This is a genomic window from Glycomyces sp. NPDC021274, assembly GCF_040641195.1.
Classification (GTDB): Bacteria; Actinomycetota; Actinomycetes; order Mycobacteriales; family Micromonosporaceae; genus Glycomyces.
Window position 1 is genome coordinate 557,659 of sequence record NZ_JBFADC010000001.1, and the last position, 25,834, is coordinate 583,492.

Consider the following 25,834-nt stretch of genomic DNA (forward strand, 5'->3'; position numbering starts at 1 on the left):
CCGTTGGGGCCGTTCACATTGACCAGCCCTGGACCAGCTTCGGGATGCCGTCGGCGTCGTAGGCGTCGACGTAGCCCCAGACGGTGAACCGCTGCCCGAATTTCAGGCAGTCGGCTTGGATCTTCACTTCCCCGGTACCGGCGGGTTCGGCCTCGACCGTCCCGTCACCGCAGATCTCAGCCCACTCGCAGACCGAGTAGCGGACCATCGCCAGCAGATAGCCCCTAGGGCATCCGTAGGCCCACCGCCACTCAGAAGGCAGCGGCAGACCCGGGCACTCGCGGGCGAAGAAGTCGTTCAACTGGTGCGTGGCGAACTGGTCCGCCTCGTTCCGGCCGGGCCGGTTGCGTTCTTGCTTGATGAGGCTCGACATCCGCGATTCGGCGTCGGCCCATGCCTTCACTTCTCTTTTCTCCTTGGCATGCAACGTTTCTCGCATCGCATTAGCTCCTTTCGGGATTGACGGAAGGCTTAGAGCAGCCCGGAGGGGTTGAGCCGGAACCACGGTTCGACATCGTGTTGATCAGCGACGCATTCGACGTGGACGACATGGCCGGCCAGCCGATGCCGGGCGTACAGGACGACTTCCGGGGGCGGGGCGAACTCGAAACCCGGGTCGGCGCCGGTGGCGTCGCACCAGTCGGCGAAGTCCCGCACCGCGCCGAAGCCTTCGAAGACCCCGGTCAGCTCGCGACCGGCGATCCACCGCGGTTGCACCGTCCCGGCAGGCAGTACCTCGGCGAGGGCCTGTCGGAACAGCGCATCCACGGCGTGCGGTTCTCGCGAGGCCGCGACTCTGGCGACCTCGGCGGCGAGCACGTTCGCCGTCACAGCCCGTGAGCCTCGATATCTTCCTGGGAGGCGAAGGCGCAGAGGTAGACCTTGATGCCCTGGATCTCGATGATCGTGAAGACCTTCGAGTCGCCGCTGTAGTACGAACCGGCGTCGTGGTCGATCTCGATCTCTCCGCCGTATTGATCGGCGAACTCCCGCAGGTCCCGGAACGAGTCGAGTGTGCCCTTCAGCTCGAACTGGCCGAAGTAGTAGTTCGGTTCGACCAAGCCCAGCTGGTTCAACTGGCGGTTGACGCGAGCCCGTGCTTCACCTTCGAACGGATTGAAGTCCCGCATTGCTTTCTCCTTATCCGGTGACCCGCACATCGACGTTCGACGTGCACAAACCTCCACGGAGTCGCAGCTCCTTCCTTGTGCCCGTGGAGGAATGAACCCGGCGACCGCGACACGATGTGTCTATTGCGGACGGCGAGTCAGCCCGGAAAAAGGCAAGCTCAAACACACTGTTGAATTCAGAAACAACTCGCCAGCGAAGGGAACCGTGCGACATCCCGTCAGCACCGAACGCACCTCACCGGCCCCGTGCCCTTACCGGACTCAAACCGGCCGCCCCGTCAAAACCCGGGGAGGGCTACCAGGCAGCGCCAGCTACCGAGATCAGCCGTTGGCGGGCACGAGGCCCTGTGCGCGGAACTTGAGCCCGACGAAGCGGTCGCCCTTGCCGGAGGTGAAGTCGGTCAGCGAGACCGTGGCGCGGTCGAGCTGCACGTAGGTGCCCTCCTCGAACTCCTGCTCTGGCTCGCGGGTGAACTCGACCTTGATCTCCTCACCCTTCGCGCGCTTCCCGTGCGGGCCGGCTTCGCGGGGCTTGGCGAACAGCGAGACCACCCAGATCGGGTCATCGGTGCCATAGACGGTCGCGACCCGGGAGACGCCGGAGTCGTCGGTGAAGGACTTGATCTCGGGCAGCTCGGTGACCATGAGCTTGTAGCCCTCAAGGTTGCAAGGAATGTTCTGCATGTGAGTGACCTCTTTCCGTAGCTCCGCGGGACCACCCCTGGAGCGAAACCGGGATCGGTGATCCCAGCGGGTCAAATCTGGACTAAGCCAGTTTGGCTTAAGCCAGTTATATCACACACGATCTGGGCGGCGCAAGCATCTGGCTCAAGCCAGTTGAGATATGCTGGCTAGCGAGGTGAAAGAGATGAACGAAGAAGTGCCACAAGCAGCAGAAACGACAACCGAAGCCGTGGAGCAGGACCTGCCCCCGCGCCGTGTCATGGCGAACAAGCTCCGGGCCGACATCCTGAACGGAGAGCTCCCGCCGGGCAGCCCTCTGCCGTCTCAGCGAGAACTGGCCGAGAAGTACGGCGTTGCCCGCAACACCGCAGCCGAGGCCGTCAAGATTCTGGAGTCCGAGGGCCTGATCGAGAGCCGGAACCGGGCACGCCCGAAGGTCCGCGAGCGGCGCCGGCTGCTGCGCCTGGGTGCCGAGCGGTACTCCAACCGCCTCCGGAACGAGACGGGCCTGTCGCCCTTCCGCGCCGAAGTCGAGAAGCAGGGCAAGACCGCGCGGGTCAACTGCACGTCAATCGAGCGCGTACCGGCACCCGAGGAGATCGCCGAGCGCCTCGACCTCCCCGCCGACGACGACACCGTGGTCCGCCGCGAGAACTGGTACTTCGCCGACGACGAGCCAGTGCAGGTCGGCATCACCTACATCCCCTGGGCGATCGCCGAGGGAACGGTGCTCGCCGACTCCCCCAACATGGGAAAGGGCAGCCTGTACGGCCGCTTCGAGGACCGAGGGCACCGCATCACGTGGATCCGCGAGGAGATCGGCTCTCGGATGCCGACCCCCGGGGAAACCAAGGGTCTCGCGATTCCTGCCGGCGTCCCCGTCATCGACGTCATCCACACCGGCATCGACCAGGACGAGAAGCCCTTCGAGGTCACCACGTTCACCATGCGCGCCGACCTGAACGGCCTGGACTACCGCATCCACATCGAGGACTGAATGAGCCCACGCCTCGCAGGGACCGCCCGCGTCGCGGCCCTCGCACTCCTCTGGGGCTCCGGCTTCCTCTGGATCAAGATCGGCCTCGAGGGCTTCACCCCCATCCAGATCACCCTCTTCCGGATGGCACTCGGGGCCGCGGTCCTCCTCGTGATCCTCCGACTCAGCGGCCTGAGCCTGCCCCGCGACCGCAAGACCTGGGGACACCTCACCGTCGCCGCGTTCTTCGGCAACGCCCTCCCCTACCTGCTCTTCGGCATCGGCGAACAGACCGTCTCCTCAGCAACCGCCGGCGTCATCAACGCGAGCACCCCGCTCTGGACCGTCCTCATCACGGTCCTCGCCTACCGCAACGGGACCGCAGCACGACGAAACGCCTGGAGCCTCATCATCGGCTTCGCAGGCGTTCTACTGATCTTCTCCCCCTGGAACCACACCTCAGAGATAGCAAGCTGGGGAGGCCTCGCCTGCCTCGGCGCCGCAGCCTCCTACGGCATCAGCTATGTCTATATCGGCAAGTTCCTAGTAAGACAAGAGCTCGGCGTTCTCCGTATGGCGACCGGACAACTCATCAGTGCCACGGCCTTGACCCTTGCAATGGTCCCTCTTTTCAACTGGTCGCAGTCGACCTGGGAGATAGGCCCGGTCCTTGCGGTTCTTGTCCTCGGCACACTCGGCACCGGCATCGCATACATCCTGAACTACCGGATTATCACCGATGACGGTCCAACCGCAGCTTCAATCACGGTCTACCTACTTCCGGTCGTGGCAGTCATGCTCGGGGTGTCAGTGCTCGGCGAGAGACTAGAATTTCATGCCACCGCTGGAACAGTTCTAGTGTTGCTAGCGGCGCGCCTTCGAAGATCCGACCAATGATGATCAATCGGCGTCGAAGTGAAGACACGATCAATCCGGAAATGCCAAACGAACTTACCGATCGGCATTGAGCCGATTCTTTCTTCGTCGAACTATCCTAATCAACACAAACGATATGAGCACGAATACGGTAGCGCCGGAATTAAAGCCGATCATGTAAGTTAGCGCAGGCTCGGCAGTTGAGAAATCTGTGCGAAAAATGAGTAGACCCACGCTTATCACAAGAATGGCCAGAACATAAGGTTGACGCCTGCGACGCGCTTGTCTCTCGCGCTCATCTTTAGAGGCTAGGACTATCGAATTTTGATGCACCTTAACATCAATAAGATGATCAGAGAAACTTGGCGGATTTCGGGGGTGTCCTTCAGTCAGGAAAAGATATTCGAAACTCTCACCGCGCTTGATCAGGTCCGGGCCGATCTCCACGCGACTGCCATCATATATCTTAGGAGCCATACCCTTGCGATCTATTTCCTCACCCGCGTAGGCGGTAACTACGCCGTCAAGATTTACATAGATTCCTCGATCGTCATCGAAATCCGAGCTTGAAATATCTTGCGTTCCTGTATTTTGAATTCGAAATATCGATATGTGCGGGCTTTCAATTTCTTTTTCCTGAAAATGCACCGAGACGTCGCCCTTGCCCAACTGGGCCTTCAGCAGCGATGTCGGATGCATAATGAAGTCAATGTACAGCTCTTTTTTAGCTCCCCTCAACTGCTTCCATGCGATATAAGCGGCAATAATTGCCGCAATTGTCGAAATAACTGTCAATACGACTACAGCAACTTCCATTTAACGCCTCCGTTCAACGCGCCAGCTGCATCGAGATTTTATCAAATCATCCATCAACTTAGCTAGATGCTCCACCCCTTGTTCCGGCTGGACCAGAGTTTCGCTTGATATAGAAATCAAGTTGAGGACCATTTGCCCGTTCCCCGAAGGTCTACGTATGCGACTTGTCCTTACCTTCGCGCGCTTGTTCAGACTTTCTATACGTCATCAAGGGGCGCGCAAGCGCGCCCTGGCGCTCGCCGCTCGCCGCCGCCCGGGGGCCCGCCTCCGGCACCCCAGTCGTCGGCGGCGTCGGCGCCAGCGAGGACGACCAAATGAAGAACGGCCGGCATGCAGCAGGACGCGGGGCCGGGTGGGCGCAGGGGCGCCAGGGCAGCGACGAGGAGACCGTAGGGAGCGCGGCCCGCAGGCGGCTGTTCAGCGAGCGTCGAAGCCGACGTAGCCCCGTTCACCGTCTCAGGCGAGGTCGACACGGACGTAGTCCGCCGCCATCGTGGAAGCGGGCCGTGGCGGTCGGCGGCACCACCCTAGGATCAGATCGGGCTACTTGCCGCCGCAAGCGTCGGCTGCGGCAAGGTGACGAGTCGGCTGTGGTCCGGGCTGCCCCGGGGCGCATTCGGGGCGCAGGGGCGCGCTGGGGGCTCGCGGGAGTGACTTGCACCGGCCGACAATGACTAACAACGACTAAGTGTTTTGCCTGGTCATCCATCACGGACCAGGATCTACCTGCTCGTTCGAAAATGAGGCGCTGATACCCGGCGTATCGGTCGGCTCGTTCCCCAGCATCAAAAGCAAGAAGGGTGTTCACCTGCGAATACACAGGCAAACACCCTCCTCATTAGATCTGAGCTCACCCTCTGGGCCGTGGCGGGGCCGTCAGCCGCCCCAAGCGTCATCGAGGATCTGACGGGCCCGGCGATCACCGGCCACGGCACATCGAGCCTCAGCCATACCATGTGTGCCATGGCAATCAGTGTCCGAGTCCGGACAAACACAGGAGAAACCGAAGGCACCTCTACACACAAAGCGCTCAATGCCTTGTGCGAGCTGGCTTCGACCAAGAAGCTTTCCCTGCTCGGCTGCGTCGACCCGTACGACGACACCACCTTCAACCGGGCACAGCTCAAGTTGCTCATCCCTGAGCTGGAGGCCCTGGCAGAGGACTCCAATGGTGACGTAGCGGACGCGGCGCGCGAACTCCTTGCGCTGACCGCCCTTGTCGATCGCAAACCCCACCGGTACCTCATCTTCATCGGGGACTGATCCCACGGGGCCATCTGGAGGCCGTTCCTGGGCCGTTCCGGGCCGGGGGCCGTCTCTGGGCCGTCATAGGGCCACCGCTATCCACGAACGTTCACTCGGAGCACCCTGGCTAAATTGCTGGTAGACGCGCTGTTGTGTCATCTGATCTGCGATGGCGTGAAACGGCGCACGCTAACCGGCGTATCGGTCGGCTCGTTCCCTTCGCTTCGCGGCATGATGGCCGCATGCACCTCTCCTCGGCCACGTCTCCCGGCGGTAGTGCGCCGAATGAGGACCACTTCCTGACCTCGAGTCGGTGGGCGCTGGTGCTCGACGGGATCACCCGGTATCCGGACGACGGGTGCGCCCATGACGTGCCGTGGTTCGTGAAGCGGCTGGGGGCGGGCGTCGAGCATCGGATCGGGTCGCCGGAGATCGGATTGCCGCGGGTGCTCGCCGACGCGATCGCGGGCACGGCGCAGGAGCATCTCGAGTCCGGGACCTGCGATCTGTCCAATCCGGTGACTCCCGGAGCGACCGTGGGGATGGTCCGGCGCGAGGGCGGTCGGCTCTCCTGGCTGCTGCTCGGCGACTGCACGGTGGCGTGGCGCGACCGCAGCGGACGGGTCGGATTTCGATCGGACGACAGGTTGGCGCGTCTCGCCGGTGTGCCGGCCGTTTCGGTGGGCGGGGTGCGGCGCTGGCCGGTCGCGTATGTCGAGTCGGTACGGAATCGGGACGAAGGGTACTGGGTGGCGGCCGCCGACGCGAGGGCTGCTTCGCAGGCGCTCACCGGGGTGCTGCGACTCGATGCCGTCGCGGAGGTGCTGCTGTGCACCGACGGCCTGACCAGGCTCGTCGACCGGTACGGGTACTCGTGGCCGGAGCTGTTCGAGCGGGTCGGAGAGGTCGGTGTCGACGGATTGATCGGCCTGGTCCGGGAGCACGGCGAGCGCGACGCGCGGTTTCCTCCCGAGGCGAAGCGGCATGACGACGCCACCGTGGTGCACCTGCGGTTCTAGTCCGCGAGCGGCCCGAGCTTGTAGTGGGCCAGGAGCTTCGCGGTCGCGCGGGTCATCTCGGGGAGGTCGTCGACCGGGTGCCAGCCGGCGTCCCAGACTTCGTGGCCGTCGACGAGGATCTGCGTGGTCTCGGGGTCGCGTTCCAGGTGGAAGACGTTGTCGACCCAGCGGCCGGAGGTGTGGACCACCGCGCACGGGTTCGCCGGGATGAGCTCGTCGAGGTCGGCTTCGATGCCGGTCTCCTCGGCGAGTTCGCGGCGGGCCCCTTCGATGGGCTGCTCGCGGCGGTTGAGCAGGCCCGCGGGGAGCGTCCAGCGCTTCCCCGGGGGCTGGCGAAGCATGAGGAGGCGGTCGCGGTCGGCGTCCATGACGAGGACGACGGAGCCGAGCGTGTAGGTGGGCGTGGCGATCCGCACGATCCGGCGCCGCATCGGGTGCGGCAGGTTGTAGAACACCACTCCGGCGAGGCGCCGCAGCAGCGGCGCCTTCCGGCGCTGCACAGAGGGAGTCACCGCCACACCCTACCCACAGGGCCGGAGCGCCCTGCACGACGGCGTCGCGCGGCCTGAGGGGGTTGCCAAGGGCGCAAAGCAAAGAGGCCCGGAGCCGAAGCTCCGGGCCTCTCGTGTGCTTGGGCTACTGCGGGCCGAGCTTGCGGGTGCCCGTGTAGTACTCGAACGTCAGGCCGCCGACGGCGAGGAGGATCGCGACGCAGCCCGCGACCAGCATCCAAGGAAGCCAGAACACGACGCCGATGCCGGCGAACACGGCGGTCAGGGCCAGCCCCAGCGGCCAGTACGACCCGGGGCTGAAGAAGCCGACCTCGCCCGAGACGTCGGAGATCTCGCCGTCGGGGCGGTCCTCCGGGCGCGGGTCGATGCGGCGGGAGATCACCCAGAACACCAGCCAGATCATGCCGGTGAGCAGACCGGAGAAGATGAGGCCGAGGAAGCCGACCCACTCGATCTCGCCCGGCGTGCCGTATGCGGGGTTCTCGTTGTACCAGGTCCAGTATCCGTAGATGGCCGCGAACACGAACATCGAGACCATCACGATGAGGAACAGGCGGTTCTCAGTCTTCACAGCTCTCCCCTAGCTCGCTTCGCCAGTGGCCTGGTCGGTGTCGAACGGGTGGGTCGTGGTCGCGTACGGCTCCTGGCCGATCAGCTCGAGCGCCTCGGGCGTCGACAGGCCATCGACGCGGGCGTTCACGAACGTCTCGTAGTCCTCCGGCGAGACGACGCGCATCTCGAAGTTCATGAAGGCGTGGTAGGCGCCGCAGAGCTCGGCGCAGCGGCCGACGAAGGTGCCCTCCGACTCGAAGTCGACCTCCCACCGAGTGGCATGGTCGTCCCCGCCGGGGAGCAAGTCGCGCTTGAAGAGCATGTCGGGGACCCAGAAGGAGTGGATGACGTCCTCGGCCTGGCCGACGAAGCGCACGTCCTCCTGGTTCGGGACCACGATGATCGGGATGTAGTCCGAATCGCCGGTCTCGGTGACGGCCTGGCCGTCGGCGCCGAGCAGCGGCTCGCACTCCTCGTCGGAGTACGTGAACTGCCAGTTCCACTTGAATGCGGTGACGTTCGTGCAGTTCGAGGGCTCGTCGCTCATCTCGGTGACGTTGTCCTGCACGACCACGGTGTAGTAGAACAGGACGCCGATGAGCACGAACGGCAGCGCCGTGAAGGTGAGCTCGGCGGGCAGGTTGTACTTGGTCTGGCGCGGCAGCTCGGTGTCGGTGTCCTTCTTCTTGTAGGCGGCGATGCACCAGAAGGTCAGGCCCCACACGATGACGCCGACCGCGAGGGCCGCGACGGTGGAGCCGATCCACAGATCGAACATCTGCTCGGACTGGGACGTGGGGCGCGTGCGCGGCCAGCCCAGGTAGAACGCGTCGTCAAGGCTGCACCCCGCGAGCACGATCGGGAGCAGCGCGGCGATCCCGGTGAGACCTATCGCGCGGCGGGCTCGGCCGCGACGTTCTCGGGACGGTTTTCCGACCACCTGTCTCATGCCTTTCTCAGCGCTCGGCTCCGCGTCCGCCGCCGGGCGGGCGGCAAGGCGCAGATCTTGACGGCAAGAGCCTACTGCTTGGCCCGCGCCCGCGAGTGCAAGGGGTTGGGTTCGCGGCGAGATGTCTTCTACATTTGACAGGTGACCGACACCTACTTCGACGGCGCGACCGCGCAGCCGCCCCATCCGGCGGCCCGTGACGCTTATGCTGCGGCTTTGTCGGAGGGCTGGGCGGGCCCGGGCAGACTGTACACATTGGGCCGACGGTCGCGGATGCTGCTGGACGCCGCGCGCCAGTCGGCCGCCGCCTCCCTGGGCGTGACCCCTGATGAGGTCACTTTCACATCGAGTGGGACACAGGCCGTGCACGCGGGCGTACTCGGCGTCATCGCCGCCCGGAGCGAGCCGGGGCCGCTGGTGCACAGCGCCGTGGAGCACTCGTCGGTCCTGCACGCCGCCGCATGGCACGAACGTTCGGGAGGGACCGCCGTCGCGGTGCCGGTGGACCGCCTCGGCCGCGTCGACGCCGATCCTCTGGCGGCCGCCGCTCAAACCGGCGCAGCCGAGGACGCCTCGGTGCTCGTCGTGCAGAGCGCGAACCACGAGGTCGGGACCCGGCAGCCGATCGCGGCCATCGCTTCGCACAGCGAGGGCGTGCCGCTGGTGTGCGACGCGGCGGCGAGCCTGCCGTGGGAGCCGGTGCCCGAGGGCTGGTCGGTGCTGGCGGCGAGCGCCCGGAAGTGGGGCGGGCTGGCCGGGGCCGGGATTCTGGTGGTGCGCAGGGGGACGCGCTGGCGCAATCCGTTCCCCGGGGAGGACTCCTCGATCCGGGAGGCGATCGGCGAGGTCGACGTGCCGGCGGCGGTGGCCGCGGCGGCGTCGCTGCGGGCGGTGACCGCGGAGCGCGAGGAGCTGTCGAAGCGGGTGCGGGCGATGACGGAGCGGATCAGGGAGCACATCGTCGCCACGGTCCCCGAGGTGGAGCTGCCGGGCGACCCGGTGGACCGGCTGCCGCACATCGTCACGTTCTCGTGCCTGGGGGTGGACGGCGAAGTGCTGCTGACGGAGTTGAACCGGGCCGGGTTCGCGGTGTCGTCGGGTTCGGCGTGCGCGTCGACGCGGCTGCGGCCTTCGCATGTGCTGCAGGCGATGGGCGTGCTCAGCCACGGGAACGTGCGGGTGTCGCTGCACCGGGAGACCACCGAGGACGAGGTTGACCGGTTCCTGGAGGTGCTGCCGGGCATCGTGGAGGGCATCCGGCGGCTGTCGCGGTAGGCCGGCGCGCGGCGCGTTCGGGCTTGCGCGCCTTCGGTTCCGAGCGGTGTCCGGACCTTGGTCCTAAGACGATCGGGATCACGGGGCGACCCTGGCCGCGTCCTATTGCACAAGACTTGCAACTGTGAAACTGTGGCGACAACATTCGTACTGCCGAGAGTGAAAGAGGCGACGATGACCGTCTACACGCTGCCCGACCTGCCCTACGACTACGGTTCGCTCGAGCCGCACATCAACGGGCACATCCTCGAGCTGCACCACGACAAGCACCACGCCGCGTACGTCAAGGGCGCGAACGACATGCTCGAGCGCATCGACGAGGCCCGCGACAAGGGCGACTTCTCCGGCATCGTGGGCCTGGAGAAGACGCTCGCGTTCAACGTCTCCGGGCACGTGCTGCACTCCCTCTACTGGGAGAACATGAGCCCCGAGGGCGGCGGCCGGCCCGAGGGCGAGCTGGCCGCGGCGATCGACGAGTACTTCGGCTCGTTCGAGGGCTTCCACGGGCAGCTCTCGGCCGCGACCACGCTCGTGCAGGGCTCGGGCTGGGGCGTGCTCTCCTACGAGCCGACCTCGAAGCGGCTCATCGTGGAGCAGGTCTACGACCACCACGGGAACGTCGCGCAGTCCTCGGTCCCGCTGCTGGCGTTCGACGCCTGGGAGCACGCGTACTACCTGCAGTACAAGAACGTCCGCCCCGACTTCGTGAAGGCGATGTGGGAGGTCGTGAACTGGCAGGACGTGGCGGCGCGCTACGCCGCGGCCACAGCCGCCTGAACCACCGGTCCGCGGCGGCCGGCGGGCCGCCGCGGACCGGCTCGCCGCGCACGAACGGGGTTGCCGCCCAAGGCCGGCGCTGGCAGGATTCGGGCCATGCCGATCCCCTCGCGCCAGATCCGCGCCGTCTTCGACGCGGAGACGATCACCGTCTACCAGGCCTACTCCCCCGCCATCGCCGAACCGGCGCTCGCAGCGCAGACGTTCGTGGCGCCGTTCAAGCGCGAGCGCATGACCTGGATCAAGCCGTCGTTCCTGTGGATGATGTACCGCTGCGGCTGGGCCTCGAAGCCCGGTCAGGAACGCGTCCTCGCGGTGCGGATCACGCGCGAGGGCTTCGCTTGGGCCCTGGCGCATTCGTGCGGCAGCCATCCTGCCGAAGGCGAGGCGGTGGAGGACTGGAAGGCCCGGCTCGCCGCCGCGCCGGTACGCGTCCAGTGGGACCCTGAGCGCGGGCCCGGCCTGGAGCGGTTGGAGCACCGCTCGATCCAGATCGGCATGTCCGGCGAGGCCGTGGACCGCTATACCGGCCAATGGATCACCGCGATCGAGGACGTCACCGATCTCGCTGCGCGCATCGGCGCGGCGGTCGCCGCCGGACGCGGCGACGAGGCGCGGGACCTGCTGCCGGTCGAGCGGGCCTATCCGCTGACCGACGCGCTCGCCGCGGCCGCGGGCGCGTCTCAGGCGAGGCCGTAAGCATCCAATATGGAGTCGAGCATGGCCTCCTGGACCTCGGCGCTGTAGGCCTCCGGATCGAAGCAGGCGAGCTGGGCCGCGCCTTCGGTCGCGCTCACCAGCGTGAAGGCGACCGTGTCGACGCGGGCCGCGGGCCAGGCCGGGGCACTGGCCGCGACCAGTCGCCTCACGCGCTCACGCCAGGCGCGGTTGTTCTTGCGGTGCAAGGCGATCAGCTCTTCGTCGCCGACGGAGGCGGCCAGGAAGCCCATCCAGACCAGCGCCTCCTGGGCCGAGTCCTCGTTCAGCGCCATGCCCTGGGCGAGGATCGCGCGCAGTGCCGCGCGGGGCGTTTCAGCCTCGGCTTCGAGGCGTTCGACGCGCGCCCGCGTCCGGGCGTGCAGCAGGTCCCGGGCGTGCGCGAGGAGCGCCTTGCGGCCGGGGAACCGGTGCATCACGAGGCCCGTGGTGCAGCCCGCCTCGGCCGCGACGGCGCGGATCGTCAGGTGCTCGATCCCCTTGCCCGCCAGGATGCTCCAGACCGCCCTCGAGATCCGCTCCTGCTGCTCTCCGTGATCCGCCCTGCGTGCGATGGCCCGCTCCCCTCATAGTCGCGACGACTGCTGTCGTAACAAGTGTTACCGTAACATCTGTTACGACGATTTCGACGACGAGGACCCCGCCATGCCGACCACCGCCACCTGGACCATCGAAGCCCGCGACTGGGACGACCCGCAGGGCGCGAGCCTGCGCACGGCCCAGCGCGCCGAACTCGACGAGCGCTACGGCTGCGACGACCACGAGCCGGGCCCCCTGCCGTCCGCCGCCGACGTCTCGGTGTTCCTCATGGCCTTCGACCCCGACGGCGAGGCCATCGGGTGCGGCGCGCTCCGCGAGCTCGACGCCGCGTCTGCCGAGGTCAAGCGCATGTACGTGGTCCCCGAGTCGCGCGGCTCCGGCGTGGCCGCGGCGCTCCTCGCCGCGCTGGAGGACGCCGCGCGCGAACGCGGCTGGACCACCGTGAAGCTCGAGACCGGTGCGGCCCAGCCCGACGCGATCCGCTTCTACGAGCGCGAGGGCTACCACCGGATTCCCCGCTTCGGCCACTACATCGACTGGGACATCTCGGTCTGCTACGCCAAGTCCCTCGCATAGAAGTCCGCGGACCGCAGGCAACCCGGCCGCGGTTTCCCGCGTATTCCTCTCACACCCTGCCCTCGAGAGGAACCCCGATGCGACGGTCCCCCATCACACCGTTGAGGACCGCGGCCGGAGCGGCCGCACTGCTCACGTCCCTCGCGGCCCTGAGCGCCTGCACGGAGGACGCGCCCGAGCAGGAACAGCCGGAGGAGGAGGCGAGGGTCGACCTCGTCGCGCTGCTCGACGAGAGCGACCGGCTCGCCAAGGAGCTGTACGAGATCGAACCGGAGGTCACCCGGACCTGCCTCGAGGACGCAGGGTTCTCGGTGCACGACGAGACGGCGCTGCACCAGGTCATGGTGATCGGCGTCGACGAAGCCGGGCCCCAGGAGCACTACTACGCCTTCCAGGACTGGCTCCCCGAGTCCGAAACGGCCGCCGAATGGGGCTTCGGGCAGTGGATCTGGGAGACCGGCGACGACGACCTGATCACGGAATACCACGAGCTCCGGTACCCCGACGAGCCCGAGGTCGTGGAGGAGCAGCCGCCGGACAACTCGGCGTTCGAGGCGCTCGACGTCGAGGACCAGATCGCCTGGTACACGGCGTTCATGGGCGAGGAGCGGATGACGTACGAGGACCGCGCCTGGATGCTGCAGCACCCGGACGCCTCCCAGGAGGAGCTCGACGAGCGCCGCTCCGCGATCGAACCCGCTGAGGACGAGGGCTCCGTCGAGGGCGACATGGAGATCATCCCGCCCAAGCCCGGCGGCTGCGAACTGTCCACCATCGAGGCGCTGTACGGCGAACCACAGCTGGTCGAGGAGGAGATGGAGGAGGGCGTCGAACCGGGCCTGGCGATCTACACGTGGAAGTACCGCCCGGAGGAGCCCGCGGTCCCGCCGACCGATCTCGCGTTCATCGAAGCGGAGACCCGGGAGGCCTCGGACGCGTTCCTGACCTGCGCCACCGAGCGCGGGTTCGGCGGATGGGAGTTCCAGGACGGGACCTGGCTGCCGCTGCCGCAGTACTTCACCGAGATCTACATGGGCGAGGCCTACGAGCCGCTCGAAGGACCGGGCGACGAGGTCGCCGCGCCCATGCCGGAGGCGCCCGCCGACCTCCCCGAAGACTTCGAAGGCAAGAAGGCGTACGAGATCGAGATGGCCGTCGCGTTCGCCGAATGCGCCGACGAGGTCCAATACCGCGAAGCGGTCATGGCCGCGGTCGACGCAGAGGAGCTCGCGGCCTATACGGCGATCGAGACCGAGCTCTACGCCTACCAGGACGGCCTCCGCGAAGCATTGAAGACCGCACAGGACCTCCTCCAAGCCTGAGTGCCGGGAAGCGTCTCAGCGAGGCAGCAGGTCGCGCATCCATAGAGCCGCAAAGCGCCGCAGTCGAACGCGCCGCTCGGATCCCGTCGCAGTTCAAGCGGGTGCGAAGACGAGGCGCAGGCGATCCGCATCGAGTTCGGTGATCCGGACGCGCACCGGAGTCCCCTCCGCCCATCGGGCCGTGGCCGCCCGCCGGGCCGCGAGCGCCTCGGACGGGACCAGCCCCTCGATGCATTCCCCGACGACCACGAACACACCGATCGGGGCGACCGAGGTGACCGTGCCGGTGACGGCATCGCCCACGCGCCCGTTGAAATCACGCCACGGATCGTGAATCGCGGACCAGTCGAGCGCGACGACGATCTGCGTGTTGTGGTCGCGATGCTGGCGCACTCGACCGCTGATCCGGGTCCCGACCTCCGGCAGCCCGTGCCTGCGGCACCGCGCACCCGCGATGTCGGCGAAGCCGTGCGCTTCCGGATCGCCGTCCAGGTCGAGGAACACACCGAACCGCTCGCGGCGGTACACCCGGCCGGACACCGCCGCCCCGCAAGGGAACGCCTGCACCGACGAAGCCCAGGACCGCTCAGCGCGCGCAGTCCGGGACCGGTACTCGTTCGACCCGCCCGGTTCGCTCATGGCTCGATCATCCCATCCCGCTCCCGAATGTCAGCCACCGAAGGCGGCCTCCACGGCTTCGAGATTCCTTGTCCACCAGGTGATGAGGCGGTGATCTCTGAAGAAGAGGTCGTCGCAGCCGGAATCGCCTCGGCCGTAGTGAAAGTCGAGTTGCCAGCAGTGCGCGAGGATCTTCCACCAGCGCAGGCGGGCGGCGGCGACCAGGTCGCCCGTGTCGATAGAGCGGACGCTCCGGTAGCCGGTGAGGAACGCACCGATCTTAGGCAGGTCGATCCGCGCGTCGGGCGTGCAGAACTGGTAGGCCGCGGCGCGAACGAGTTCTTCCGCGAAGGAGCCGACGCGGACGCGGTTCCAGTCGATGACGGCCTTGATGCGGTCACCGGACCAGACGAGATTGAAGTTCTGGCAGTCGCCGTGGGTCCAGCCTCCGGGGCCGGTCGTGGAGCCGGTTTCCGGGCGGAGGCCGGCGTGGGCGGCGATCAGCTCGATGCGGTCACGGAGAACCGGGACGGCGGCGCGGTCGAACGGGTCCCGGCCTGCGATGGCGAGTCCGAGGAAACGTTCGGTCTCAGCGATCGCGGCTCCGGGATCGGGAACGCCGGCTGCGACCGGCTGCGGCACAGGGAGTCCGAGTGCCGAGTCGGCGAGGGCCTCGTGGATACGGGCGATCACGGCGCCCATGTGCTCGGCTTGGGCGAAGGTCATCTCCGCGCCGGGATGGGTGCCGTCGACCCATGTGCAGAGGTAGTACGCATTGCCCTCCGTCTCGTGGACGAGCTCGCCCGTCGAAGTCGCGAGCGGCCTCGCGATCGGGACACCCGCCTCGGCGACGCGGTCGAGCAGGCCGAGATTGCGGCGGACCACAGCCGGGTCGCGGTCCGTGAGGTGCTTGAGGGCGAACCGGCCGCGGTCGGCCTCGACGAACCAGTTCCGGTTCATCCGGCCGTCCGGAAGATGGCGGACCTCGCGGAGGCCGCCCAGTCGGTACGCGGCGGCCAGCGCCTCGAGATCGGCGGGCGGAGCCTTGCTCAGCGGCCGCGAGTCAAGTGTCACCACCGGAGGCTAGCGGTACCCGCAGACGCGCCGCCGATGACGGCGGCTTCACCGTGCCCGTCAGCCACTGAGCCGCTGCGGTACGCGGTCCCTCGCGGCATGCGGGAGGTCCGCCGCTTACGGTGGCCGATGGTGTTGGCGTGCAAAGCAAATGCGGCAGTCGGAGGCGGGTGAGGGCCGCCTCCGACGACCGCCGGATCCGGCTATTTCACGGCGTGCGTGACGTCCCTTTCCTCGGCGTAGAAGCAGGCCGTCGGGTGCGTGCCCTGGTCCCCCGCCTCGAGGGTCGGCACCTCCTCGGCGCAGTGGTCCGTGGCCTTCCAGCAGCGGGTGCGGAAGCGGCAGCCCGAGGGCGGGTTGATCGGCGACGGGACGTCGCCCTGGAGGATGATCTCCTCGCGCCGGCCGCGCAGGTCCGGGTCGGGGACGGGGACCGCCGAGAGGAGCGCCTGCGTGTACGGGTGCCGGGGATGGTCGTAGATCTCGCCGCCCGTGCCGCGCTCGACCACCTTGCCGAGGTACATGACCGCGACCTCGTCGGCGATGTGGCGCACCACCGACAGGTCGTGCGCGATGAACACGTACGCCAGACCCAGCTCGTCCTGCAGGCGCTCCAGGAGGTTGATGACCTGGCCCTGGATCGACACGTCGAGGGCGCTCACCGGCTCGTCGCAGACGAGCACCTGCGGGCGCAGCGCCAGGGCGCGGGCGATGCCGATGCGCTGGCGCTGGCCGCCGGAGAACTGGTGCGGGTAGCGGTTGACATGGTCGGGGCTGAGGCCGACCATGTCGAGCAGCTCCTTGACCTCGTTGGCGCGCCGCTGCTTGCCGACGACCTCCGGGTGGATCTCGAACGGCTCGCCCACGATGTCGCCCACCGTCATCCGCGGGTTGAGCGAGGTGTACGGGTCCTGGAAGACGAGCTGGATGTCCCGGCGGAACGGCCGCATCCGCCGCGCCGAGAGACCGCCGATCTCCTTGCCCTGCAGCTTGATCGAACCCGAGGTGGGAGTCTCGAGGCCGACCAGGAGCTTCGCCAGGGTGGACTTGCCGCAGCCGGACTCGCCGACCACGCCCAGCGTCTTGCCCGGGTAGAGCCGCAGGTCCACGCCGTCGACGGCCTGCACACGGCCCACGGTGCGCTTGACGACGATGCCCCGCTGGATCGGGAAGTGCTTCACCAGGTCCGTCGCCTCGAGGATCGGTTCGGTGCTCGTGCTCGCCTGGCCGAGTTCAGCGTTCATCGGTGTAGACCTCCTCGGCGAAGTGGCAGCGGCTGCCGTGGCCGGACGCGGGTTCGAGCCAGGGCGGGACGGCCTCGGCGCACTTGTCCTCGGCGGCGAAGCAGCGCGGGTGGAACGGGCAGCCGCTCGGCAGGTTCGCCGGGTTCGGCGGCAGGCCGCGGATGACCTCGAGCTCCTGGCCGATCGTGTCGACGCGCGGGATCGCGCGCAGCAGGGCCTTCGTGTACGGGTGGGCGGGGCGCTTGAACGCGTCGCGGATGCCGGCGCGCTCGACCACCTCCCCGGCGTACATGACCGCGACCTCGTCGGCGACGTCCGCGACCACCCCGAGGTCGTGGGTGATGAGGATCAGCCCCATGTGGCGCTCGGCCTGGATCCGCTTGAGCAGCCGCATGATCTGGGCCTGGACCGTGACGTCGAGGGCCGTCGTGGGCTCGTCGGCGATGAGCACCTCGGGGTCGAGGGCCAGCGCCATGGCGATCATGACGCGCTGGCGCATGCCGCCGGAGAACTGGTGCGGGTAGTGGCCCGCCCGGTTCTTCGCGTCGGGGATGCCCACTTGGTCGAGCAGCTCGATCGCCTTGAGTTTGGCCTCTTTTCGGCTGGTGCCGCGGTGGACGCGGAAGAGCTCGCCGATCTGGAATCCGACCGACCACAGCGGGTTGAGGGCCGAGAGGGCGTCCTGGAAGACGATGGCGATGTGGTTGCCGCGCACGGTCCTGCGCGTCTCCTCGTCCTGTTCGAGGAGGTCGACGCCGTGGAGCAGGACGCGGCCGCCGGTGATGTGGCCGGGCGGGGTGTCGAGGATGCCCGTGATCGCCTGGGAGGTCACGGACTTGCCCGAGCCGGACTCGCCGACGACGGCGAGGGTGCGGCCTTGTTCAAGAGTGAAGCTCGCGCTGCGGACGGCGGGGATTCGCTTGCCGCGCACTTGGAACTCGACGCGGAGTTCCTCCACTTCGAGCAGCGGGGCGTTCAGGTCGGCGCCCGGCAGGGTGTCGCCGACGACGCGCATGGGGGAGACCATCGCTCTCTCACCTCAGCTTCGGGTCGAGGGCGTCGCGCAGGGCGTCGCCGAAGGTCGCGAATGCGAACACGGTCAGGATGAGCAGGGCCAGCGGCCAGGCGAAGAGGTAGACGTAGCCGCCTCCGGCCCATTCGGTGCCCTTGGAGAGGAGCACGCCCCAGCTGGTGGCGGGCGGTTGGACGCCGATGCCGAGGACGGCCAGGGCCGCCTCGGTGACGATGATGCCGCCGATGGTGGTCGGCACGATGGCCGTCACCGGGACGATCGCGTTGGGCAGGATGTGCTTGAACATGATCCGCCGGTCCGATGCCCCGAGGCATTTCGCGGCGACCACGTAGTCGAGGTTCTTCGACTCCAGCGTCGCGGCCCTGGTGTAGCGGCAGAACTCCATCCAGCCGAACAGGGTCAGCGCGAGCGTCGGCGCGGCGATGGTCTCGAAGAGGTTGTCGGCCGAGACGCGCCCGCGGAAGAGGCTGAGGATCAGCATGGCGCCCATGAGCATCGGGATGACGATGAAGACGTCGAGGCCGCGGGAGATGATCCCGTCGGTCCAGCCGCCGTAGTACCCGGCGTAGATGCCGAGCACCAGTCCGAGGAGCGCCGAGACGATGATGACGCTGAGCGCCAGCGTGATCGTGGGCCGGGTGCCGTGGACGAGGGTGGCGGCGAAGTCGCAGCCGAACGCGTCGGTCCCCAGTGGATGGTCACCGGTGAACCAGGTGGAGGGCCGTTCCTTGGCCTCGCGGCCGATGCAGGTGGTCGGGTCCTTGTCGGTGAACAGGCCCGGGAAGGCCGCCATCGTGAACACGAGCAGCAGCACCAGGGTGGCGATGATGACGTCGGGCCGCTTGCGCATGGTGCGGAAGGCGTCCGACCACAGGGTCGCCTGCCGTTCGGCGGTCGGGGTGGGGGCGGTCAGCTCACTCATAGCGGATCCTCGGGTCGAACGCGGCGTAGAGGAGGTCGACGATCACGCTCACGAAGACCACCACCACGGCCGAGACGGAGAGGCCGACGATCACCAGGTTGGCCTCCTGGCGCTGGACGGCCTCGAAGATCATGCGGCCCATGCCCGGGATGCCCATGACCCCTTCGGTGAGGACGGCCCCGGAGAGCATGAACGCGAACAGGAAGCCGATGCCGGTGATGATCGGGATCATCGAGTTGCGGATGACGTGCACGATCGTTATGCGCATCGGCCTGAGGCCCTTGGCCTTCGCGGTGCGCACGAAGTCCGAGCCGAGGTTCTCCAGCTGGGCGGCGCGGATGAGTCGGGTCATGGTCGCCAGGCCGACGGTCCCGACGATGATGCCCGGGACGATGATCGTGATCCAGGGGTAGTCGGGGTTGTAGTTGGGTCTGAACACCTGGCCCATGAATGACTCGGTGCCCCAGATGCCTCTGGCCCAGCGGGTGAGCGGGACCGCCACGATGTACACGTAGGACAGCAGGATGAGGAACACCGGCACCGAGTCGGCCAGGATGGTGGTGCCGCGCACGGTGTGGTCGATGAACCGGCCGCGGTGGCGGGCGGCCCAGGTGCCGAGCACCATCGAGACGATGACGAGGGTGAGCGTCGCGAACACGAAGAGCCGCAGCGTGTTCGGGATGTAGATGCCGAGCAGCTGCGCGACGTCGCGGTTGCCGTTGAGGGTGGTGCCCAGGTCGCCGGTGACGTACTGCTGGAGGCGGTCGGCGAACGGCACCAGGCAGGGGTCGCCGACGCGTTCGTAGCACTTGTTGTCGAGGCCGTAGAGGCGTTCGACCTGCGCGAGCATCGCCGCGTCGGGGGTGCGTTCGCCGCCGAAGAACAGGGTGGCGGGGTTGCCGCGGATCTGGACCGAGAGCGCCATCAGGTAGTGCAGCAGGAAGAGCACGATGCCGAGGGTGAGCAGCGCCTGGAGCAGACGGCGGATGACATAGCGTCCCATGGGTGGGTTATCCGTTCTGAGGACGCGGGCGGGCCGTTGCCGGCCCGCCCGCTGTCGCTGGTCGCCTGTTTACTTGACCGTGACTTCGCGCAGTTCGCAGTCGCCGCCCGGGCCCGAATAGATCGGGTGGACGTAGACGTTCTCGAGACGGTCGGTGTAGAAGTAGTTGAACTTCTCACCGAAGACCGGGGCGCTCGGCATGTCCGCGGCGAGGATCGCCTCGGCCTCCTGGTAGAGCGCGACGGCCTCGTCGAGGGTCGCTGCGGCACCGGCCGCGGCGATCTTGGCGTCGTATTCGGGGTTCTCGTAGCCCATGTCGTTCACGGAGGCGCCGCCGCCGTAGATCGGCTCGAGGTAGTTCTCGTTCAGGTTGTAGTCGGGGCTCCAGCCGTTGCGGAAGGGGCCGTCGAGCTGGTGGCCTTCGCGGGCGGGCAGGTAGTCCGTCCACTCCATCGTCACGAGCTCGTACTCGATCCCGAGCGACTGCGAGATCGAGTCGCCGATGGCGCGGAAGATGTCGACGTTGTCGTTCGCGTCGTTGACCCAGATCTTGAGCTTCTCGCCCTCGGGCCAGCCGCCGGCCTGCGCCAGCAGGTCCTTCGCGCCTTCAGGGTCGTACGTGCAGTACTCGCCGCAGGTGCCCTGCCCACCGCCGAGGATCGAGGCCGGGACGAAGGTGTCGAGCGGGTAGAAGCGCTCAGGGCCGACGACGTTGAGCACGCCTTCGCGGTCGATGGCCATCGAGATGGCGCGGCGCAGGTTGACGTCCTGGTACTTCGCGTCGTACAGCGGGAACGAGAGCATCAGGATGCTCGGGTCCTCCTGCTGGATGAGCCGGGTGGTGAGGTCCTCGTCGGCCATCGCGTTCTGGTAGTCCGCCGCGGTCGGGCGGCAGACGTCGATGTCGCCGGTGAGGAAGTCCGCCCAGCAGTCGTCGCCGGCGAGGTAGACCTTCCAGTTGACGCCGTCGATCTGCGCGGGCATGTCGCCCTGGTAGTCCTCCCAGCGGACCACGCTGCCGCCGGCCTCGATGTCGTAGGGCTCTTCGAACATGAAGGGGCCGTTGCCGATCGGCTTCGCCTCGCAGGCCTCGAGGTCATCGAGGCACTCCTGGGCGATCGGGTAGAACGCCTCGTAGCCGAGCATCGTCGGGAAGCCGAGGAACGGCGCGGAGAGCTTGACCTCGAGGGTGAGGTCGTCGATCGCGGTGAGGCCGGAGAGGTGGGTGGTCTCGACCGGGTCGTACTCGGGGACCTCCGGGTCGGCCCACGTGTCCTCGGGCTTCGGCTCGGGGTTCATCGCGTCGTAGCCTTCGACCGTCGCGAAGAAGTAGTTGAGCGGCAGCACGTTAGGGGCGTACGCGGTGCGGTCCCAGGAGCGGATGAACGCCTCGGCGTTCACCGGCTCGCCGTTGTGGAAGGTCAGGCCTTCCTTGATCTTGATCGTCCAGGTCTGGTTGTCGGGCGAGGAGACCTCCTCGGCCGCCAGGTTCTCGGGCTCGCCGGTCTCGCGGTTGTAGTAGACCAGGCCGTCGTAGACGTTCTTGATGATCCGGAAGCCTTCGGACTCACCGGAACCGCCCGGAATGAGACTGCGTACGTCGCCGATCTGCATGTTCACGATCGCGTCGCCGCCGCCTCCGCCGCCGACGTCCCCTTCGTCTCCGGCACAGGCGGCGGTCGCCGCCGTCATTCCGACGGCGGCGAGCGCGGCCACCGTCATTCGCATTCGTTTCACGAGGGTCTCCAGAGAGTGAGTGGGTCGTGGGATAACTCACACCATGGCGCACAACACTTTCAAAAGATAGGGTGCGTTGTGAAATCGTTACCGTGCAGACGGTTCGCAGAGACCTTGGGCTGCAATCATTTCGTCCGTATTGCCTGCGGAATCCCAATTAGTGAGACGCAGGTTTCCGATGGGCACCCAAGAGGCGCTTGGGATCGCCGGCGCGAGAATCCGCTCAGCGCTGGAGGATCGGTCAGCGCGCGCAGGCCATTCGGGCTTTGCGGGTCAATCCGGCAGCAGGTACGCGGAGGCCTCGGCGGCAGCGGCCGGACCGTAGGACTGCTCCAGCCGGTGCACGAACTCGACCGGGTTCAGCGCATAGCCTTGCGGCCCCACGGATTCCAGAGCGAGCGCGGTCATCTGCGAGCCGACCTCGGCGGAGCGGCGCAGGCCCATCCCCCAGCCCAGTCCGGCCAGGAGGCCGGCGGTGAAGGCGTCGCCCGCACCGGCGGGGTCGATGATCTCGCGGGCGCGCGGGAACGGCACGCGGATGCGTTCGATGTCGTGGCCGGCGATCTCGACGCCGTCCTGGTCGAGCGTGGTCACGCGGACGCGCACCCGCTCCAGGATCTCGTCGTCGCTCAGCCCGGTGGTGGCCTGGAGCAGTTCGTACCGGTCCTGGCTCGTGACGAGGAACTTGGCGCCGGTCAGGAACTCGACGGCATCGTCGCCCTCGAGCTCGCCGGGGTCGGCGCTGAACTCGAGGCCGAGGTCGCGGCACTGGTCGGCGTAGGCGTGCATGGCCTTGGCCTCGCCAGGTCCGATGTGGACGAGACGGAGGGTGCCGCCGCGCTCCATGACCTCGATGAGGTCGAGTTCTTCGCCGTCGATCACGACCGGCGCTTGGCCGAGCCGGTTCATGCCGTGGCCGACCGTTTCAGCGGTCGCTCCGGTGACGGCGGTCTTCAAGCCTTGCACGACAAGTGGCACTGCGATTGTCCTCGTTCAGTCGGGGACGCGGTGATGCGAATGAATGGAAGCGCGCGATGCGCTTCCGCGGCGCGCTGTACAGATCGGGCGGTGGGGCCCGTGGTGGGAGCCGCCAGCCTAACGCATGGCTCAGCCCGGCCGATCCGGAGATCGACCGGGCTGGAGGCGTTTCCCCGTCGATCCCTCTAGTGGAACGAGTCGCCGCAGGCGCAGGAGCCTTGGGCGTTCGGGTTGTCGATGGTGAAGCCCTGGGCGTCGATGCGGTCGGCGAAGTCGATGCTCGCACCGATGAGGTAGGGGACGCTCATCTTGTCGACCACGACGCCGAAGCCCTCGTAGTCCTGGACGGTGTCGCCCTCGCGCACGTCGGTGTCGAAGAACAGGCCGTAGCGCAGGCCGGAGCAGCCGCCGGGGCTGACCTCCACGCGCAGGCGCAGGCCTTCCTCGCCCTCCTGCTGGATCAGGGCTTTCACCTTGGTGGCGGCCGCTTCGGTGAGCACGACGCCGACCTTGGCGGCGCTGTCCTTGGCGTCGTTCGCCTGCTCGGTGTCGGCCTGCTGGGTGGCGCTCACTGGCAACTCCCTCGTGTGTGTGCGAGATCCAAGTCGATCGGGTCTCTTCGACAGGTCAACAGTACCCAACAGGTGGAGCCCCGTCGTTATTCCGGAGGTCACATACCCGTGGGTGTGATATCCGCTGATGACCAGTCCTCGACCGTACCTACTCCTGCCATGCCGTCGCCACTTTCTCGGCGAGTGAGGTGAGTCCCGCTGCGGGTGCGGCCATGGCGGCCTCGGGGCTGCCGAGGAGTGCGGTGACCGAGTGGACGCCCGCGAGGTCGGGGTGCGAGTCGAGGTCGGAGCGGCCGGCGAGGACCAGGCAGGGCGTGCCGTGGGCGCTCGCGCCGGAGGCCACTTCGGCGGCGAGCTTGCCGCGCAGGCTCTGGGCGTCGAAGGAGCCCTCGCCGGTGATGACGAGGTCGGCTTCGGCGATCTGTGCGTCGAGGCCGACGGCGTCGCAGGTGAGGCGGGCGCCGGATTCGCGGTGCCCGCCGAGCAGGAAGAACGCGAAGCCGAGGCCGCCGGCGGCGCCGGCGCCGGGCAGCTCCGAGGCGCCGACCGGGCCGAGGGTGCGTTCGGCGAGCTCGGCGAAGGAGGAGAGGGACATCTCCAGGAACGGCAGCGCGTTGCCGCTGGCGCCCTTCTGCGGGCCGAACATGTAGGTCGCGCCGTGCGGGCCCAGGAGCGGGGAGTCGACGTCGGTGGCGGCGATGAACTCGACGCCGCGGGTGCGGGCGTGGCCTTCGATGGCGGCGCAGGCCGAGAGGACGCCGCCGCCGTAGGGCAGGGCGGCGCCGGTCGAGTCGAGGAGGGTGAGGCCGAGGGCGGTGAGCATGCCGGCTCCGGCGTCGTTGGTGGCCGAGCCGCCGAGGCCGACGACGATGCGGCGCGCGCCGTGGTCGACGGCGTCGGCGACGATGAGGCCGAGGCCGTAGGTGGTGGTGCGGCGCGGGTCGCGTTCGGCGGGTTCGAGGAGGTGGAGGCCGCACGCGGCGGCGGACTCGATGTAGGCGGTCTCGCCCTCGCGCAGGTAGTCGGCCTTGACCGGGCGGCCGAGGGGGTCGCAGGTCGCGACGGTCCGCCGGACCGCACCGGGGAGGGCGTGGGCGAGGACGTCGACGAAACCGGGGCCGCCGTCGGCCAGCGGCAGCGTGACCGCGGTGTCGCCCGGGCGGGCCCGCAGCCAGCCGGCGGCGACGGCGTCGGCGGCTTCGGCGGCGCTCATGGTGCCGGCGAACTTGTCGGGAGCTATGAGGATGCGCACACCTTGAGCCTAGTGGATGCCCGGAAGCTGCGTGTAACCGCTTGCCGACCACCAGGGGAGCCCACCCTGTGGACGGCTTGTCCGCATGGCGGATTCAGGGAGTCCGAAGAGGCCGCGAAAAGGTCTAACATTGCCGCCATGACGGGCTTCAACGAACCTGCTTCCACTCAGACCGCGCTCCTGCTCCTGGGACGCGGCACCGACTCCGGCTCCGAACGCGGCGTCGACTGCCCCGGTGAACTGCCCGCGCCCTCCGACCCCGACCTGGTCGAGCGCGCCCGCGCCGCCAAGGAGGCCCTCGGCGGCAACGTCTTCATCCTGGGCCACCACTACCAGCGCGACGAGGTGATCCAGTTCGCCGACGTCACCGGCGACTCGTTCAAGCTCGCCCAGCAGGCCGCCGCGCGGCCTGACGCCGAGTACATCCTGTTCTGCGGCGTGCACTTCATGGCCGAGAGCGCCGACATCCTCACCGGCGACCACCAGCAGGTCATCCTGCCCGACCTCGCCGCCGGCTGCTCGATGGCCGACATGGCCACCGCCTCGCAGGTCGAGCAGTGCTGGGAGGACCTCAAGCGCATCGGCATCGCCGACACCACCGTGCCCGTGACGTACATGAACTCCACGGCCGCGATCAAGGGCTTCGTGGGCCGCGAAGGCGGCATCGTGTGCACCTCCTCGAACGCCGAGCGTGCACTGCGCTGGGCCTACGAGCAGGGCGAGAAGGTCCTGTTCCTGCCCGACCAGCACCTGGGCCGGAACACGATGGTGCGCGAGATGGGCTACACGCTCGAGGACTGCGTGCTCTACAACCCGCACAAGCCCAACGGCGGCCTCACCGACGAGGAGCTGCGGGACGCCAAGATCATCCTGTGGAAGGGCCACTGCTCGGTCCACGGGCGCTTCACCCTCGAGACGGTGGAGGAGATGCGCCGCCTCGACCCCGAGGTCAACATCCTCGTCCACCCCGAGTGCAAGCACGAGGTCGTCGAGGCCGCCGACTACGTGGGCTCGACCGAGTACATCATCAGGAAGCTCGAGGCGGCCGAGCCCGGCTCGTCCTGGGCCATCGGCACCGAGCTGAACCTGGTGCGGCGCTTGGCGAACCAGTTCCCGGACAAGAAGATCTCGTTCCTGGACAAGACGGTCTGCTACTGCTCGACCATGAACCGGATCGACCTGCCGCACCTGGTGTGGGCGCTGGAGGAGCTGGTGGCCGGGCGGGTGCCGAACACCATCACCGTCGACCCCGCGACCGCCGGGTACGCCCGGGAGGCGCTGGACCGGATGCTCGCGCTGCCGTAGAACCGGCCCGCTCACTGCAACCGCCCACGCGGGTCGCGGCGTGTCCCTACAGGGGCGCGCGGCGGCCCGCGCAGGCGTTTGCGGCGCACGTTCGCCCGTTCGGTTCCAGGTGCGCATGATCACCGTGGGT

At 67.7% G+C, this 25,834-nt stretch carries 29 protein-coding genes; 10 read left to right on the top strand and 19 right to left on the bottom strand.

What is annotated here, in order from left to right:
- Positions 1 to 13 precede the first annotated feature (13 nt).
- The 4 genes from AB0I03_RS02510 to AB0I03_RS02525 all read right to left on the bottom strand — a co-directional run bounded on the left by AB0I03_RS02510 (position 14) and on the right by AB0I03_RS02525 (position 1,814).
- Complete coding sequence (locus AB0I03_RS02510) at positions 14 to 439, bottom strand: hypothetical protein (protein WP_360405176.1); 426 nt, start codon at positions 437 to 439, stop codon at positions 14 to 16.
- Positions 440 to 471: 32 nt separating this feature from the next.
- On the bottom strand, positions 472 to 831 hold the full coding sequence (locus tag AB0I03_RS02515; protein WP_360405179.1) for a hypothetical protein: 360 nt from the start codon (positions 829 to 831) through the stop codon (positions 472 to 474).
- Entirely contained in the window at positions 828 to 1,130 is a 303-nt protein-coding gene (locus AB0I03_RS02520; RefSeq protein WP_360405181.1) for a hypothetical protein, read from the bottom strand. The genes AB0I03_RS02515 and AB0I03_RS02520 overlap by 4 nt, the downstream gene beginning before the upstream one ends.
- A gap of 321 nt (positions 1,131 to 1,451) precedes the next feature.
- Entirely contained in the window at positions 1,452 to 1,814 is a 363-nt protein-coding gene (locus AB0I03_RS02525) for a hypothetical protein (RefSeq protein ID WP_270117408.1), read from the bottom strand.
- Positions 1,815 to 1,998: 184 nt separating this feature from the next.
- Between AB0I03_RS02525 and AB0I03_RS02530 the strand changes: the two genes are divergently transcribed.
- Together AB0I03_RS02530 and AB0I03_RS02535 are read left to right on the top strand one after the other, a co-directional pair.
- A complete protein-coding gene (locus tag AB0I03_RS02530) occupies positions 1,999 to 2,811 on the top strand; it encodes a GntR family transcriptional regulator (protein WP_360405184.1) in 813 nt (270 codons plus the stop codon).
- A complete protein-coding gene (locus tag AB0I03_RS02535) occupies positions 2,812 to 3,687 on the top strand; it encodes a DMT family transporter (protein ID WP_360405187.1) in 876 nt (291 codons plus the stop codon).
- 54 nt (positions 3,688 to 3,741) lie between these two features.
- Here AB0I03_RS02535 and AB0I03_RS02540 read toward each other — a convergent pair whose 3' ends face one another.
- The gene (locus AB0I03_RS02540; protein WP_360405190.1) at positions 3,742 to 4,482 is read right to left on the bottom strand and encodes a hypothetical protein; all 741 of its coding nucleotides are present in this window, start codon (positions 4,480 to 4,482) and stop codon (positions 3,742 to 3,744) included.
- Between the two features lie 963 nt (positions 4,483 to 5,445).
- Between AB0I03_RS02540 and AB0I03_RS02545 the strand changes: the two genes are divergently transcribed.
- Positions 5,446 to 5,745, top strand: coding sequence for a hypothetical protein (locus AB0I03_RS02545; RefSeq protein ID WP_360405193.1), 300 nt, complete (start codon positions 5,446 to 5,448; stop codon positions 5,743 to 5,745).
- A gap of 224 nt (positions 5,746 to 5,969) precedes the next feature.
- Positions 5,970 to 6,746: a hypothetical protein gene (locus AB0I03_RS02550; RefSeq protein ID WP_360405196.1), complete on the top strand. Its 777-nt coding sequence runs from the start codon at positions 5,970 to 5,972 to the stop codon at positions 6,744 to 6,746.
- Here the strand turns inward: AB0I03_RS02550 and AB0I03_RS02555 are convergent.
- The 3 genes from AB0I03_RS02555 to AB0I03_RS02565 form a co-directional block, all read right to left on the bottom strand.
- Positions 6,743 to 7,177, bottom strand: a complete 435-nt coding sequence (locus tag AB0I03_RS02555) for an NUDIX domain-containing protein (protein WP_360405906.1) — start codon at positions 7,175 to 7,177, stop codon at positions 6,743 to 6,745. The two genes, AB0I03_RS02550 and AB0I03_RS02555, sit on opposite strands and share 4 nt — an antisense overlap.
- A 205-nt stretch (positions 7,178 to 7,382) precedes the next feature.
- Entirely contained in the window at positions 7,383 to 7,829 is a 447-nt protein-coding gene (locus tag AB0I03_RS02560; protein ID WP_360405199.1) for a cytochrome c oxidase subunit 4, read from the bottom strand.
- Between the two features lie 9 nt (positions 7,830 to 7,838).
- Entirely contained in the window at positions 7,839 to 8,759 is a 921-nt protein-coding gene (locus AB0I03_RS02565; protein ID WP_360405201.1) for a cytochrome c oxidase subunit II, read from the bottom strand.
- Positions 8,760 to 8,900: 141 nt separating this feature from the next.
- On the opposite strand from AB0I03_RS02565, the gene AB0I03_RS02570 reads away from it, so the two are divergent.
- The 3 genes from AB0I03_RS02570 to AB0I03_RS02580 all read left to right on the top strand — a co-directional run bounded on the left by AB0I03_RS02570 (position 8,901) and on the right by AB0I03_RS02580 (position 11,510).
- Positions 8,901 to 10,034 carry an aminotransferase class V-fold PLP-dependent enzyme gene (locus tag AB0I03_RS02570; protein WP_360405204.1) on the top strand — a complete coding sequence of 378 codons (1,134 nt, stop codon included), beginning with the start codon at positions 8,901 to 8,903 and terminating at the stop codon, positions 10,032 to 10,034.
- Positions 10,035 to 10,208: 174 nt separating this feature from the next.
- A complete protein-coding gene (locus AB0I03_RS02575; RefSeq protein WP_360405207.1) occupies positions 10,209 to 10,811 on the top strand; it encodes a superoxide dismutase in 603 nt (200 codons plus the stop codon).
- A gap of 96 nt (positions 10,812 to 10,907) precedes the next feature.
- The gene (locus AB0I03_RS02580; protein WP_360405210.1) at positions 10,908 to 11,510 is read left to right on the top strand and encodes a DUF4291 domain-containing protein; all 603 of its coding nucleotides are present in this window, start codon (positions 10,908 to 10,910) and stop codon (positions 11,508 to 11,510) included.
- Here the strand turns inward: AB0I03_RS02580 and AB0I03_RS02585 are convergent.
- Complete coding sequence (locus AB0I03_RS02585; protein ID WP_360405909.1) at positions 11,495 to 12,082, bottom strand: TetR/AcrR family transcriptional regulator; 588 nt, start codon at positions 12,080 to 12,082, stop codon at positions 11,495 to 11,497. The genes AB0I03_RS02580 and AB0I03_RS02585 overlap by 16 nt on opposite strands.
- A 91-nt stretch (positions 12,083 to 12,173) precedes the next feature.
- On the opposite strand from AB0I03_RS02585, the gene AB0I03_RS02590 reads away from it, so the two are divergent.
- Positions 12,174 to 12,644 (top strand): GNAT family N-acetyltransferase, encoded by a 471-nt coding sequence (locus tag AB0I03_RS02590; protein WP_360405213.1) that lies wholly within the window; start codon positions 12,174 to 12,176, stop codon positions 12,642 to 12,644.
- A gap of 77 nt (positions 12,645 to 12,721) precedes the next feature.
- Complete coding sequence (locus tag AB0I03_RS02595) at positions 12,722 to 13,966, top strand: hypothetical protein (protein WP_360405216.1); 1,245 nt, start codon at positions 12,722 to 12,724, stop codon at positions 13,964 to 13,966.
- A 93-nt stretch (positions 13,967 to 14,059) separates the two neighbouring features.
- Here AB0I03_RS02595 and AB0I03_RS02600 read toward each other — a convergent pair whose 3' ends face one another.
- The 10 genes from AB0I03_RS02600 to AB0I03_RS02645 form a co-directional block, all read right to left on the bottom strand.
- On the bottom strand, positions 14,060 to 14,494 hold the full coding sequence (locus AB0I03_RS02600) for a S1 RNA-binding domain-containing protein (RefSeq protein WP_360405219.1): 435 nt from the start codon (positions 14,492 to 14,494) through the stop codon (positions 14,060 to 14,062).
- A 141-nt stretch (positions 14,495 to 14,635) separates the two neighbouring features.
- Positions 14,636 to 15,658, bottom strand: a complete 1,023-nt coding sequence (locus AB0I03_RS02605; protein WP_360405222.1) for a phosphotransferase — start codon at positions 15,656 to 15,658, stop codon at positions 14,636 to 14,638.
- Positions 15,659 to 15,861: 203 nt separating this feature from the next.
- On the bottom strand, positions 15,862 to 16,902 hold the full coding sequence (locus tag AB0I03_RS02610; protein ID WP_360405225.1) for a dipeptide ABC transporter ATP-binding protein: 1,041 nt from the start codon (positions 16,900 to 16,902) through the stop codon (positions 15,862 to 15,864).
- On the bottom strand, positions 16,892 to 17,929 hold the full coding sequence (locus AB0I03_RS02615) for an ABC transporter ATP-binding protein (RefSeq protein ID WP_360405228.1): 1,038 nt from the start codon (positions 17,927 to 17,929) through the stop codon (positions 16,892 to 16,894). The genes AB0I03_RS02610 and AB0I03_RS02615 overlap by 11 nt, the downstream gene beginning before the upstream one ends.
- A gap of 7 nt (positions 17,930 to 17,936) precedes the next feature.
- Complete coding sequence (locus AB0I03_RS02620) at positions 17,937 to 18,857, bottom strand: ABC transporter permease (protein ID WP_360405231.1); 921 nt, start codon at positions 18,855 to 18,857, stop codon at positions 17,937 to 17,939.
- Entirely contained in the window at positions 18,850 to 19,860 is a 1,011-nt protein-coding gene (locus tag AB0I03_RS02625; protein ID WP_360405234.1) for an ABC transporter permease, read from the bottom strand. The genes AB0I03_RS02620 and AB0I03_RS02625 overlap by 8 nt, the downstream gene beginning before the upstream one ends.
- Before the next feature lie 69 nt (positions 19,861 to 19,929).
- A complete protein-coding gene (locus AB0I03_RS02630) occupies positions 19,930 to 21,588 on the bottom strand; it encodes an ABC transporter substrate-binding protein (RefSeq protein ID WP_360405912.1) in 1,659 nt (552 codons plus the stop codon).
- Positions 21,589 to 21,870: 282 nt separating this feature from the next.
- Positions 21,871 to 22,575: a PfkB family carbohydrate kinase gene (locus AB0I03_RS02635; RefSeq protein WP_360405237.1), complete on the bottom strand. Its 705-nt coding sequence runs from the start codon at positions 22,573 to 22,575 to the stop codon at positions 21,871 to 21,873.
- 185 nt (positions 22,576 to 22,760) lie between these two features.
- Entirely contained in the window at positions 22,761 to 23,075 is a 315-nt protein-coding gene (gene erpA, locus AB0I03_RS02640) for an iron-sulfur cluster insertion protein ErpA (protein WP_360405915.1), read from the bottom strand.
- Between the two features lie 220 nt (positions 23,076 to 23,295).
- Positions 23,296 to 24,399, bottom strand: coding sequence for a glycerate kinase (locus AB0I03_RS02645; RefSeq protein ID WP_360405240.1), 1,104 nt, complete (start codon positions 24,397 to 24,399; stop codon positions 23,296 to 23,298).
- Between the two features lie 138 nt (positions 24,400 to 24,537).
- On the opposite strand from AB0I03_RS02645, the gene nadA reads away from it, so the two are divergent.
- The gene (nadA, locus tag AB0I03_RS02650; protein ID WP_360405243.1) at positions 24,538 to 25,704 is read left to right on the top strand and encodes a quinolinate synthase NadA; all 1,167 of its coding nucleotides are present in this window, start codon (positions 24,538 to 24,540) and stop codon (positions 25,702 to 25,704) included.
- The last annotated feature ends 130 nt before the right edge of the window (positions 25,705 to 25,834 follow it).

Coding starts and splice junctions, on each gene's coding strand:
- AB0I03_RS02510 (WP_360405176.1), bottom strand. CDS start 439: ATGCGAGAAACGTTGCATGCCAAGGAGAAAAGAGAAGTGAAGGCATGG.
- AB0I03_RS02520 (WP_360405181.1), bottom strand. CDS start 1,130: ATGCGGGACTTCAATCCGTTCGAAGGTGAAGCACGGGCTCGCGTCAAC.
- AB0I03_RS02525 (WP_270117408.1), bottom strand. CDS start 1,814: ATGCAGAACATTCCTTGCAACCTTGAGGGCTACAAGCTCATGGTCACC.
- AB0I03_RS02530 (WP_360405184.1), top strand. CDS start 1,999: ATGAACGAAGAAGTGCCACAAGCAGCAGAAACGACAACCGAAGCCGTG.
- AB0I03_RS02535 (WP_360405187.1), top strand. CDS start 2,812: ATGAGCCCACGCCTCGCAGGGACCGCCCGCGTCGCGGCCCTCGCACTC.
- AB0I03_RS02540 (WP_360405190.1), bottom strand. CDS start 4,482: ATGGAAGTTGCTGTAGTCGTATTGACAGTTATTTCGACAATTGCGGCA.
- AB0I03_RS02545 (WP_360405193.1), top strand. CDS start 5,446: ATGGCAATCAGTGTCCGAGTCCGGACAAACACAGGAGAAACCGAAGGC.
- AB0I03_RS02550 (WP_360405196.1), top strand. CDS start 5,970: ATGCACCTCTCCTCGGCCACGTCTCCCGGCGGTAGTGCGCCGAATGAG.
- AB0I03_RS02555 (WP_360405906.1), bottom strand. CDS start 7,177: ATGCGGCGCCGGATCGTGCGGATCGCCACGCCCACCTACACGCTCGGC.
- AB0I03_RS02565 (WP_360405201.1), bottom strand. CDS start 8,759: ATGAGACAGGTGGTCGGAAAACCGTCCCGAGAACGTCGCGGCCGAGCC.
- AB0I03_RS02575 (WP_360405207.1), top strand. CDS start 10,209: ATGACCGTCTACACGCTGCCCGACCTGCCCTACGACTACGGTTCGCTC.
- AB0I03_RS02580 (WP_360405210.1), top strand. CDS start 10,908: ATGCCGATCCCCTCGCGCCAGATCCGCGCCGTCTTCGACGCGGAGACG.
- AB0I03_RS02590 (WP_360405213.1), top strand. CDS start 12,174: ATGCCGACCACCGCCACCTGGACCATCGAAGCCCGCGACTGGGACGAC.
- AB0I03_RS02595 (WP_360405216.1), top strand. CDS start 12,722: ATGCGACGGTCCCCCATCACACCGTTGAGGACCGCGGCCGGAGCGGCC.
- AB0I03_RS02610 (WP_360405225.1), bottom strand. CDS start 16,902: ATGAACGCTGAACTCGGCCAGGCGAGCACGAGCACCGAACCGATCCTC.
- AB0I03_RS02615 (WP_360405228.1), bottom strand. CDS start 17,929: ATGGTCTCCCCCATGCGCGTCGTCGGCGACACCCTGCCGGGCGCCGAC.
- AB0I03_RS02620 (WP_360405231.1), bottom strand. CDS start 18,857: ATGAGTGAGCTGACCGCCCCCACCCCGACCGCCGAACGGCAGGCGACC.
- AB0I03_RS02625 (WP_360405234.1), bottom strand. CDS start 19,860: ATGGGACGCTATGTCATCCGCCGTCTGCTCCAGGCGCTGCTCACCCTC.
- AB0I03_RS02630 (WP_360405912.1), bottom strand. CDS start 21,588: ATGCGAATGACGGTGGCCGCGCTCGCCGCCGTCGGAATGACGGCGGCG.
- nadA (WP_360405243.1), top strand. CDS start 24,538: ATGACGGGCTTCAACGAACCTGCTTCCACTCAGACCGCGCTCCTGCTC.